Source organism: Allobosea sp. BK604, from assembly GCF_004341515.1.
Lineage (GTDB): Bacteria > Pseudomonadota > Alphaproteobacteria > Rhizobiales > Beijerinckiaceae > Allobosea.
On sequence record NZ_SLZF01000011.1, the window covers coordinates 71,677 to 82,592 of the forward strand.

The window sequence follows — 10,916 nt, forward strand, 5'->3', positions numbered from 1 at the left end:
GCATCAGTGCCGAGTTTCTCGCGCAGTCTCGAACAGGCGCTTCACCGGGCCTTGGCGCTCGCCAATGAACGCCACCATGAATACGCTACGCTGGAGCACCTGCTGCTCGCCCTGGTCGATGATCAGGACGCGGCTGCGGTCATGCGTGCCTGCAGCGTCGATCTCGATACGCTTCGGCGCAACCTCGTCGACTATATCGACTCGGAGCTGACCAATCTCGTCACCGACGGTCGCGACGATTCCAAGCCGACCGCCGGCTTCCAGCGCGTGATCCAGCGCGCGGTCATCCACGTGCAGTCCTCGGGCCGCGAGGAGGTGACCGGTGCCAACGTGCTCGTCGCGATGTTCGCGGAGCGCGAGAGCCACGCCGCGTATTTCCTGCAGGAGCAGGACATGACGCGCTACGACGCGGTCAACTACATCAGCCATGGCATCGCCAAGCGCCCCGGCGCCAACGAGAGCCGGCCGGTGCGCGGCTCCGAGGAGGAGCCCGAGCAGCAGCGCGAGGCGCGGGCCGACCAGGGCAATGACGACAAGGACAAGAAGAAGAAGGAAAGCGCGCTCGACGCCTATTGCGTCAACCTCAACCGCAAGGCGCGCGACGGGCGCATCGACCCGCTGATCGGCCGCGAGGCCGAAGTGCAGCGCACGATCCAGATCCTCTGCCGCCGGCAGAAGAACAACCCGCTGCTGGTCGGCGATCCTGGCGTCGGCAAGACCGCCATCGCCGAGGGCCTGGCGCTGAAGATCACCCGCGGCGAGGTGCCGGAGGTGCTCGAGGACGCGACCGTGTTCTCGCTGGACATGGGCACGCTGCTCGCCGGCACGCGCTATCGCGGCGATTTCGAAGAGCGCCTGAAGCAGGTGATGAAGGAGATCGAGGCCCATCCGAAGGCGATCATGTTCATCGACGAGATCCATACGGTGATCGGCGCCGGCGCGACTTCGGGCGGCGCGATGGACGCTTCCAACCTGCTGAAGCCGGCACTCGCGTCCGGCACGCTGCGCTGCATCGGCTCGACCACCTACAAGGAATACCGCCAGTATTTCGAGAAGGATCGGGCGCTGGTTCGCCGCTTCCAGAAGATCGACGTCAACGAGCCGTCGGTTCCCGATACGATCGAGATCCTCAAGGGGCTGAAGCCCTATTTCGAGGAGTTCCACAAGCTGCGCTACACCAACGACGCCATCAAGGCGGCGGTGGAGCTCTCGGCCCGCTACATCCATGACCGCAAGCTGCCGGACAAGGCGATCGACGTAATCGACGAGACCGGCGCCTCGCAAATGCTGGTGCCCGAGAACAAGCGCAAGAAGACGATCGGCGTGAAGGAGATCGAGGCCGCGATCGCGACGATGGCGCGCATCCCGGCCAAGACCGTGTCCAAGGACGATGCCGAGGTGCTGCGCAATCTCGAGCAGACGCTGAAGCGCACCGTCTATGGCCAGGAGAAGGCGATCGAGGCGCTGTCCTCGTCGATCAAGCTGGCCCGTGCCGGCCTGCGCGACGGCGAGAAGCCGATCGGCTGCTACCTCTTCGCCGGCCCGACCGGCGTCGGCAAGACCGAGGTGGCACGCCAGCTCGCCTCCTCGCTCGGCGTCGAGCTGATCCGCTTCGACATGTCCGAGTACATGGAACGCCACACGGTCTCGCGGCTGATCGGCGCGCCCCCCGGCTATGTCGGCTTCGACCAGGGCGGTCTGCTGACCGACCAGATCGACCAGCATCCGCATTCGGTGCTGCTGCTCGACGAGATCGAGAAGGCCCATCCGGACCTGTTCAACATCCTGTTGCAGGTGATGGATCACGGCAAGCTGACCGACAATAACGGCAAGCAGGTCGATTTCAGGAACGTCATCCTGATCATGACGACCAATGCCGGCGCGGCCGACATGGCGCGGGCCGCCTATGGCTTCACCCGCAGCAAGCGCGAGGGCGACGACACGGAGGCGGTCAACCGGCTATTCGCGCCGGAATTCCGCAACCGGCTCGATGCCGTCATCTCCTTCGGCCATCTGCCGAAGACGGTGGTCGCGCGCGTCGTCGACAAGTTCGTGCTCCAGCTCGAGGCCCAGCTCGCCGACCGCAACGTCACGATCGAGCTCTCGGACGAGGCACGCGAGTGGCTGGTCGAGAACGGCTATGACGAGGCGATGGGCGCTCGTCCGATGGCCAGGCTGATCCAGCAGACGATCAAGACGCCGCTCGCCGACGAGGTGCTGTTCGGCCGGCTCAAGGGCGGCGGCGCGGTCAAGGTCGTGGTTGTCCAGTCCGAGACCGGCATCAAGGTGCTCGGCCTCGAATTCCCGGAAGGGCCGATCAAGCCCAAGCCGGAGAAGGACGTCGCGGCCGCCGCCGCCAAGCGGCCATCCAAGCCGCGCGCCAAGGCCGCGGGAAGCACGGTCAAGCCCTCTGGCCTGCGCCGCTTGCCCAAGGGCGGCGGCGATGGCAAGGCTGGTGGCCCGACCGATCCGCCCAAGGCGCAGCGCAGCGTCCGGACGGTGCCCAAGGTTCCGCTGACGAAGGCCTGATCCCGTGTTCTTTCGACGCAAGACCTCCTCCGCCGCCGCTCTCGAGAGCGGCGGCGAAAGCGTTTCAAGACCGCCCAAGGAGAAGCTCTCCTGGCTCGAGAAGCGCGACCGCCGGCGCCGGCGGCGCAAGCTCTTCGAGGAGATCCTCGGCTGGATCCTGGTGCCGGGCTTCGCCTACCTGATCTATCTCGGGGTGAAGTCGATCGGCGGCATCCCGAAGGAGCTGATCGATTTCGGCAACGAGCTGATCGGCATCATCATGAAGGGCGGCGCCTCGCGCTGAGGCCCTTCGTGACGTCTCCTGACGCGGCTGACTGACGCAGCGCCTTTTCCCAACGCTCTCGATGACCTCCTCCGAATGCCGAGTTAGCGTGGATTGACTAACTACCTACTAGTTGGTAGTTTTGGCTCATGGGCAACTTATCCGCCAAGGCTGACGACATCCTTCGCTGCGCGCGCTCGCTGATCATCGCGGGCGGCTATAACGGCTTCAGCTATGCCGACATTTCCAAAGTCGTCGGCATTCGCAATGCGAGCATCCACCACCACTTCCCGAGCAAATCAGACCTCGTCCGCACGCTTGTCGAACTCTATCGGAAGGAGGCCGAGGCAGGGATCGCGGAGCTGGAGCGGAATATCTCCGATCCGCAGGAGCAGCTCCGCGCCTATATCGGCTTCTGGGAGGCCTGCATCGCGGACGCAACCGCCCCGTTCTGCGTGTGCGCCTTGCTCGCAGGTGAGATCCCGGTTCTTCCCGAAGCCGTCGCGCTTGAAGTGCGCGCGCATTTCCGAATGCTCTCGGGCTGGCTCACCTCCGTCCTCGAGCGCGGCGCAACACAGGGCCGCTTCCGCTTGACCGGGACAGCCAAGGCCGAAGCCGAGATGTTCATGGCCACCATCCATGGCGCAATGCTGTCTGCGCGCGCCTACGGCGACGCCGCGACATTCGGCGCAATCGCCCGTCCCCTGCTGCAGCGCATCACCGTTTGAAGCTGGAGTTTCCCCAAACACGCAAAGGCGCGATCTTCTTGCCTACATACTAGTAGGTAGAAATAGTCGTTTCCCGCTGCCTTGTCGGCACCGGCCTGATTGCTCAGCTCCCGACCCTCTCGATGAGAAAGACACGCTCATGTTCGGAATTTCCACGCTTGGCTGGGTCCATACACTCGGCAGCCTGCCGGCCATCCCGGTGGCCTTTTACATGTTTGCCAGGCACGGCCGGATCGTGCCGCGATCCGGGCTGGGCGCGATCTACTTCGCCTCCATGCTGATCGGCGCCGTGACGGTCTTTCTCGTGACGCATCAGCCAGCCGGCTATGTGGTCGGCGCCGTGACGATCCTGCTCGTGCTTGCAGGCTATGGGGTCGAGCGCATTCTGGGCGCCGGGCGCGCAGCCCGCTATATCGAAACCGTCTGCCTGAGCCTCAGCGCGTTTCTCTTGATGCTGCCGACCGTGACCGAGATCCTGCGCCGTGTCCCGGACGGCCACCCCTTCGTCACCGACTTGAGCTCGCCGCTGCTCCGCGCCGCTCAGGGGAGCCTGCTGGTTGCCCTCGTTCTCGGCCTGGCAGCCCAGGTCATCTACCTGATCAGGCAGGACCGGTCTGCCGCGCGGGCTCACTCTTGACGGCCTCTAGAGCCGGATCCGATCGGGTTGCAGCACCTGATCGGTGAATCCGCCTCTCAACTATTGATGCGGACGCGTGTTCCGATCTGATCGCTGCGCGTTCAGATCGGCGCGTGCTCTAAGCTCCATTGCAACTGCTGCAGCCCTGACCGGGCAGTGCTGGCTATCGGTTTCCGGCTCGCCAGCGTCTAGAACGGGCTGCCCGCGCCTCGCCGGGCCATCACCCCGAGTCGAGACTTCAGGCGTGCAGTTTTCTTCATGAAGGTATCGCCCGATTGGGGCTGGCAGCGGGTCCTGCTGGCCGGGATGCGTGATGCGCTGTCGCTGCCGGCCTGGATCGTCTGCCTGTCGCTCGTCGGCGTCGGCTCGTTGGCGCGCGATGTCGGCTATCCGGTCGGAGCGGCCGTGCTCTCGACCGTTCTGGTCTGGGCCGGGCCGTCGCAGGTGATCTTCTTCGCCTCGATCGCCGCCGGCGCCGCCTGGAGCGCCATTGCCTTTGCGATCGCCTTCGCCTCGTTGCGCTTCCTGCCGATGACGGTGGCGCTGCTGCCGCTGGTGCGACGGCCGGGGCAGGGCGTCCTGATGCAGATCGTCATCGCGCATTTCATCGCCGTGACGACCTGGACGGAGGGGCTGCGGCGGCTGCCGGCTCTGGCCCCGCAGCAGCGTGCCAGCTACTTTCTCGGATTCGGCGGCGCCTGTGTGCTGACGAGCTGCTTCGGCACCTTCGCGGGCTATTATCTCGTCGGCGCGCTCCCGGTTCCGCTCGCGGCCGGGCTGCTCTGCCTGACGCCGATCTTCTTCCTGTCCTCGCTGAGCGCAGGCGTGCGCCATGTCAGCGACGCGGTTGCGATCATCCTCGGCTTCTGCCTCGCACCGATCTTCGAGCGCGCGATCGGCGGCGGCTTCGACTTGATCATTTCGGGCGTGCTCGGTGGCAGCCTGGCCTTCGCCTGGCGGCAGCTCTCCCGGAGGCGCAAGGCATGACGCAGCCGATCGCCTGGCTGGACGGCGCCCATTGGCCCTACCTCGCCGTCTTCGCCTTCGCCTTCCTGCCGACAGAGATCTGGCGTTGGCTGGCGGTGCTGTTCGCCCGCCGGATCGATCCCGACTCGCCCGTGCTGGAATGGGTGCGGGCGGTCGCGACCGCGTTGCTCGCCGGCGTCGTTGCCAAGCTGGTCTTCACGCCGCCCGGCGCGCTGGCCGCCCTGCCGCTCTGGCTCAGGCTCGCGGCGCTGGCGACCGGGCTTGCCATCGTCATCTCCGATCGGCGCAGGGTGATGTACGCGGTGCTCGGCGGCGAGATCGTGCTGATCGGCGGTGGCTGGCTGCTGGTTTAGCGCATCGGCCCGAAAAGTGGGTTGCGGCTTTCGGAAAAGCCGATGCGGAAACAAGAAGCTAGATCATCGAGCCGGATGCGATATCCGGTCCGATGACCTAGATGGGCCCTGCCACATGCCGCAGCTTGTCGGGGTTGCGGATCACGTAGACCGCCTGGATCAGCCCGTCGCGAATATCGAGGGCGACGCTCTGCAAGACGCCGTCGGACTCGCGGCTGACATAGCCCGGCAGACCGTTGATGAAGAGCGGTTGGTAGCTGGCGCCTGGCGCGTTCGGCCCGACCTTCATGGCGATCCCGGCATAGAAGAGCGCCACGTTTTCGGCGCCGAAGATCGGGTTGAGGACCGCATTCACCTTGCCGCCGCCATCGGCATGCAGCGCGACATCCTGGGCCAGCAGCTTCTGCAGGGCAGTCGGGTCGGATCGGTGGGCGGCCTCGAAAAAGGCCTTGGCGAAGCGAGCGGCCTCATCGGCCGAGACCTTGTTGCGCGGTGGCGTGTCGAGGCGGACATGCTCGCGCGCCCGCTTGGCCAGTTGCCGGCAGGCGCTTTCGCTGCGGTCGATCGTCCGGGCTATCTCGGCGAAATCCAGCTCGAAGACATCGTGCAGCAGGAAGGCGGCACGCTCCAGCGGCGAAAGCCGCTCCAGCGCCAGCATCAGCGCGATCGGCGCGTCAAGCTCCTCGTCGATCGGCTCGTTGCCGCCCAGGCTCTCGACGAGCGGCTCCGGCAGCCAGCCGCCGACATAGAACTCGCGCCGGCTGCGGGCCGATTTCATCTGGTCGAGGCAGAGGCGGGTGACGATGCGGGCGAGATAGGCCCGCGGATTGTCGATCCCGCCATGCTCCGCCTCGCGCCAGCGCAACCAGGCGTCCTGGACGATATCCTCGGCATCGCTGACCGAGCCGAGCATGCGGTAGGCAAGCCCGGTCAGGAAGCGGCGATGGGTTTCGAAGTGATCGTCGGGGGCCATGCCGCCGCCTCCGTCTCAGCCGGCCGCCTGTTCGGCGGGGCGCCGACGGTCCTGCGGGTGGAGGGTGCGGAAGCCGACATTGAGGCGGTTCCAGACATTGATCGCGCCTATCGCGATCGAGAGGTCGACGCATTCGCGCTCGCTGAAATGCTCACGCAGCTCGGCGAAGGCCTCGTCATCCGGCGCTCCCTCCGACAGCCTGGTCAGGGCCTCGGTCCAGCGCAGCGCGGCGCGCTCGCGCGGGGTGTAGAGCTCCGATTCCTCCCATGCGTCGAGCAGGAAGAGCCGCGCCGGGCTCTCGCCGGCCTTGATGGCGTCGGCCGAATGCATGTGAAGGCAATAGGCGCAGGAATTGATCTGCGAGGCTCGCATCTTCACGAGCTCGATCAGGCTGTGCTCGAGGCCGGACTTGTCGATGTAGTCCTGCAGGCCGAGCAGGGGCTTATAGGCGTCCGGGGCGACCTGGTAGGCATTGAGGCGTTGGGTCATTGTCGTCTCCATCAGGTTTCGATGCAGACAAGACGAGACAGCCTCGCGCCGCGTGACATGGCGTCAGGAAATTTTTTCCAAGCCCTCAGGCGTGCTTCAGCGCCTCGCGGATCTTCTCGGCATTGGTCGCCAGCACCTCGGGCTTCTCCATCGCGCCGGTATGGGGCCTGAGCGCCACGCCCTCGAAGCGCGGCAGGACATGGACATGCAGATGGAAGACGACCTGGCCGCCGGCGGATTCGTTGAACTGCTGGACGGTGACGCCGTCGGCGGCGAAGGCCTTCCTCACCGCATGCGCGAGCTTTTGTGTGGTCTGCGCGACCGCATTCAGCACGTCGGGCGAGGCATCGAAGATGTTGCGGCACGCGGCCTTCGGGATGACCAGCGCATGACCATCGGCACGCGGCATGATGTCCATGATCGCGATGGTCGCTTCATCCTCATAGAGCTTCTGCGAGGGCAGCTCGCCGCGCAGGATCTTGGCGAAGACGTTCGAGGGATCATAGGCGGTCATGGCGGCGTCCGTCGGGTCGCGGAAAGGGTGGCGCAGCCTGTCGTCAGCTCGTGACCGGCGTCAAGGCCGCGATGGTGAGGAGCGCCCGTGCAGATTCTCGCCGAGCGGCAGCCGCTCCGCGATCTCGGCGTCGAGCACGAGGTCGTCGCGCGCGCCGAGCAGCCAGAGTTCGCGCGCCTCGAATCGGAGGAGTGGGGTCTCCCACCAGCGCGCCAGGATGTCGGCGAGCGCCGAGGCCTCGTCAGGATCGAGCTCATCGGTGAGGTTGTAGAGGCCGAGGACATAAAGGTCGGTCGTCGGCCGGCCCATGGCCGCCTGCAGCGTATGGATCGCGTTGGCGCCGGCGCGCCGCTCGGGATAGGCGCGCAGGTAGAGCCGGCCGCAATTGATATTGCCGGAGAAGAGCCCGCGCAGCTCGATGGTGAGCGGGCCGAATTCGGCGAGCGTCCGCCTTTGCTCGGCCGAGATGGCCGGCAATTCGCCGAGGCCGAGCGAGCCGCAGATCGTGGCGTGCAGCTTGCCGGCGCGCTCGGGCAGGATGTCCCAGGCGATCTTGCCAGCGAAGGGGGCGGCCTTGAGCTCGCTTTCCAAGGCGAGGAAGGCGCCTGAGCGGCGCAGCGCCGCGTCTTCGACAGGCAGGACCAGCGAGTAGACCGTGGGATGGCGGCCCATCTCGTAGAATTTTCCGTCCTGGCGCGGAATCACGCCGGGATGGCCGGGAGACACCAGAGGCAGATGCGCCAGCCGATAGGGCTCATCGAGCAGGAACGGGCTGCCTTGAACGAATGCTGTGCGGCTGCGCTGGTAGCCGAGCTCGGCATCGGTGCAGAGATCGAGCCTCGCGCCGCCATCATGCATCGTCGTTGCCCTTGCGGAACGGGCTCTCGGCCGCGAGCGCCTCCTGCGCGCTGGCGATATGGGCGTGCTCGTTGACGAGATAGTTGGCGACGGCGCGCCTCAGGCCACGATCGGCGAGGTAATGGGCCGAGTACGTGATGACGGGGCGATAGCCGCGCGCCAGCTTGTGCTCGCCCTGGGCCCCGGCTTCGACGCGGGCGAGCTTATGTGCGATCGCATAGTCGATGGCCTGGTGATAGCAGAGCTCGAAATGCAGGAAGGGATGATCCTCGATGCAGCCCCAGTTGCGGCCGTAGAGCGTGTTGGCACCGCGGAAATTGATGGCGCCCGCGATATAGCGTCCGGCGCGCCTGGCCATGACCAGCACGATGCGCTCGCCCATCGCCTCGCCGACCGCCGAGAAGAAGCGGCGATTGAGATAGGGCCGTCCCCATTTGCGCGAGCCGGTATCCTGGTAGAAGGCGAAGAAATCGTCCCAGACCTTCTCCGTCAGGTCGGAGCCGGAGAGGACATCGACGGTGATGCCGGCTGACAGCGCCTCGCGTCGCTCGCGCTTCAGCGCCTTGCGCTTGCGCGAGGCGAGAACGCTGAGAAAATCGTCGTAGCTGCCGAAACCCTCGTTCTGCCAGTGGAATTGCAGGTCGCGGCGTTCGAGATAGCCGGCCTCGGTCAGGGCGGCGACATCGGGTCCCTGCGCGAAGGTGACATGGATCGAGGAGGCGTCGGTCTGGTCGCGCAAAGCCTCGAGCCCGGCGATCAGGCCGGCGCGCGCTTCGTCGGCGCGCGGGCCGTCCGCGACGAGCAGGCGCGGGCCGGTCGCGGGGGTGAACGGGGCCGAGACCTGGATCTTCGGGTAATAGCGCCCGCCGGCGCGCTCATAGGCGTCGGCCCAGCTATGGTCGAAGACATATTCGCCCTGGCTGTGGCTTTTCAGGAAGCTCGGCGTCGCCCCGAGCAGCCGGTCATCCGCCGCATCCTCGACCAGGAGATAGGCCGGCGACCAGCCGGATCGGCCACCGATGCAGCCGCTTTCCTCCAGCGCGCGCAGAAAAGCGTGAGATACGAAAGGGTTGTCAGTGTCGAGCTGAGACAGCGAATCAACTGGCTCACAGCTTGATTCAAGCGAGCCGGACGTTCCGGCCCGCGGGTTGGCGCAAGCGTCCCAGGCGCTGGCCGGGATGGCTTTCAGCGAGGTCGCGACCCGGACCCTGAGGTCGCTGCGATCGCGGATCTCGCTCAAGGCCGGAAGCCCTCGAAGACCATCTGGTCGGCATTGAGTTTCGAGCGCTCGCGATCTTCCGGCGTGCGCACGGTCCAGCCTGTCACCGGCAGGCCAAGCCCCTTCTGGCAGAGGAAGGGGGCGGCGCTCGGCAGGTCCGACACTTTCCAGGACAGGAAGTCCGGCCGGCTCTCGTTGAAATGCAGCAGGTTGGCGAGCGCGTGCTTCTGCGTGGCATCGAGGCCGACATAGTCCTGGTAGGAATAGTCGTTCATCGCGACGATGCCGCGCGGCAGCGTCGGCGCCAGCGCCCGCAGCGAGGCGATGATGGCGGGATCGAAGGATTCGAGCACGATCGGCTGGCCGGCCCGCTGCTTGACCAGCTCGACAGTACGACGGGTCAGCGCGAGATCGCCGTTGAAGCTGCTCTTGATCTCGATCACCAGCGGCACGCGGCCGGCGACGCGGTCGAGCAGTTCGGTCAGCGTCGGGATGCGGTCCTTGCCGCCCTTGAGCGTGATGGCGCCAAGCTCGGCCGCCGTCCTTGCATTGAGATTGCCGGTCTCTTCCGTCAGCCGGTCGAGCACGAAATCATGGAAGACCATGGCTTCGCCATCGGCACTGAGCTGCACGTCGCATTCGATGCCGAAGCGGCCGGCAATGGCAGCGTCGGCGGCCGAGAGCGAATTCTCGACCACGCCATTGGCGAGGTCATGCAAGCCGCGATGGGCGATCGGCCGCGCGACGAGCCAGTCGAGCGAGGGCCGGGTGGAGCTCTGCATCAGGCGATCTCGAACATGGCTTCGACCTCGACCGCGGCATCGGCCGGCAATTCGGCGACGCCGACGGTCGAGCGGGCATGGCGGCCGCGCTCGCCGAGGACCTGCACCATCAGGTCGGAGGCGCCATTCATGATCGCGGGCAGGGCGGAGAAATGCGGCGCGGCATTGATGAAGCCGCCGAGGCGGACGCAGCGCTTGATCCGTTCGAGATCGCCGCCGAGCGCCGCCTTGGCCTGCGCGAGCACGTTGATGGCGCAGAGTCGCGCGGCTTCCAGCCCGGCCTCGTTGAAGATTTCGGCGCCGAGCTTGCCCTTGTGGCTGTCGGCGAGCTTGCCGTCGAGCCCGAAGCAGATCTGGCCGGAGATCACCAGGAGATTGCCGGTGATGACATAGGGGACATAATTCGCCACGGCCGCCGGCGGGGTCGGCAAGGTGATGCCCAGGGCGGCGAGATTGGCTTCGATCTGGCTCATCGGGTCGGGCTCCGGGGGCGGGTCGGGATGCTGAAGCCGGTTCGGCTATCGGCGCGGCGATTGCATCTCTTACATGGCCGATGGACCGGTCTGCCGCAAGCGCGGGCAAGGT

13 protein-coding genes are annotated in these 10,916 nt (G+C 66.2%); 6 read left to right on the forward strand and 7 right to left on the reverse strand.

The features are described 5' to 3' along the window. Positions 1–6 precede the first annotated feature (6 nt). The 6 genes from clpA (at position 7) to EV560_RS28685 (ending at position 5,496) form a co-directional block, all read left to right on the forward strand. Positions 7–2,529, forward strand: a complete 2,523-nt coding sequence (gene clpA / locus EV560_RS28660; RefSeq protein ID WP_131859264.1) for an ATP-dependent Clp protease ATP-binding subunit ClpA — start codon at positions 7–9, stop codon at positions 2,527–2,529. Between the two features lie 4 nt (positions 2,530–2,533). Then, on the forward strand, positions 2,534–2,812 hold the full coding sequence (locus EV560_RS28665; protein ID WP_131859265.1) for a hypothetical protein: 279 nt from the start codon (positions 2,534–2,536) through the stop codon (positions 2,810–2,812). 128 nt (positions 2,813–2,940) lie between these two features. Beyond that, a complete protein-coding gene (locus EV560_RS28670; protein ID WP_131859266.1) occupies positions 2,941–3,519 on the forward strand; it encodes a TetR/AcrR family transcriptional regulator in 579 nt (192 codons plus the stop codon). Between the two features lie 139 nt (positions 3,520–3,658). After that, positions 3,659–4,156: a hypothetical protein gene (locus EV560_RS28675; RefSeq protein WP_131859267.1), complete on the forward strand. Its 498-nt coding sequence runs from the start codon at positions 3,659–3,661 to the stop codon at positions 4,154–4,156. Positions 4,157–4,414: 258 nt separating this feature from the next. Continuing rightward, on the forward strand, positions 4,415–5,143 hold the full coding sequence (locus tag EV560_RS28680) for an AzlC family ABC transporter permease (protein ID WP_131859268.1): 729 nt from the start codon (positions 4,415–4,417) through the stop codon (positions 5,141–5,143). Further along, positions 5,140–5,496 (forward strand): AzlD domain-containing protein, encoded by a 357-nt coding sequence (locus tag EV560_RS28685; RefSeq protein WP_131859269.1) that lies wholly within the window; start codon positions 5,140–5,142, stop codon positions 5,494–5,496. Before EV560_RS28680 ends, EV560_RS28685 begins: the two co-directional genes overlap by 4 nt. Before the next feature lie 97 nt (positions 5,497–5,593). Here the strand turns inward: EV560_RS28685 and EV560_RS28690 are convergent, their stop codons facing one another. The 7 genes from EV560_RS28690 to EV560_RS28720 form a co-directional block, all read right to left on the reverse strand. Further along, entirely contained in the window at positions 5,594–6,469 is an 876-nt protein-coding gene (locus tag EV560_RS28690) for a sigma-70 family RNA polymerase sigma factor (RefSeq protein WP_131859270.1), read from the reverse strand. Between the two features lie 15 nt (positions 6,470–6,484). Then, on the reverse strand, positions 6,485–6,958 hold the full coding sequence (locus EV560_RS28695) for a carboxymuconolactone decarboxylase family protein (protein ID WP_131859271.1): 474 nt from the start codon (positions 6,956–6,958) through the stop codon (positions 6,485–6,487). A gap of 85 nt (positions 6,959–7,043) precedes the next feature. Beyond that, positions 7,044–7,472, reverse strand: coding sequence for an HIT family protein (locus EV560_RS28700; RefSeq protein WP_131859272.1), 429 nt, complete (start codon positions 7,470–7,472; stop codon positions 7,044–7,046). 60 nt (positions 7,473–7,532) lie between these two features. Next, the gene (locus tag EV560_RS28705) at positions 7,533–8,330 is read right to left on the reverse strand and encodes a hypothetical protein (RefSeq protein WP_131859273.1); all 798 of its coding nucleotides are present in this window, start codon (positions 8,328–8,330) and stop codon (positions 7,533–7,535) included. Then, complete coding sequence (locus EV560_RS28710) at positions 8,323–9,570, reverse strand: GNAT family N-acetyltransferase (RefSeq protein ID WP_248312244.1); 1,248 nt, start codon at positions 9,568–9,570, stop codon at positions 8,323–8,325. Before EV560_RS28710 ends, EV560_RS28705 begins: the two co-directional genes overlap by 8 nt. Then, positions 9,567–10,331 (reverse strand): glycerophosphodiester phosphodiesterase family protein, encoded by a 765-nt coding sequence (locus EV560_RS28715; RefSeq protein WP_131859274.1) that lies wholly within the window; start codon positions 10,329–10,331, stop codon positions 9,567–9,569. Before EV560_RS28715 ends, EV560_RS28710 begins: the two co-directional genes overlap by 4 nt. Continuing rightward, positions 10,331–10,804, reverse strand: coding sequence for a RidA family protein (locus EV560_RS28720; protein WP_131859275.1), 474 nt, complete (start codon positions 10,802–10,804; stop codon positions 10,331–10,333). Before EV560_RS28720 ends, EV560_RS28715 begins: the two co-directional genes overlap by 1 nt. Positions 10,805–10,916 lie beyond the last annotated feature (112 nt).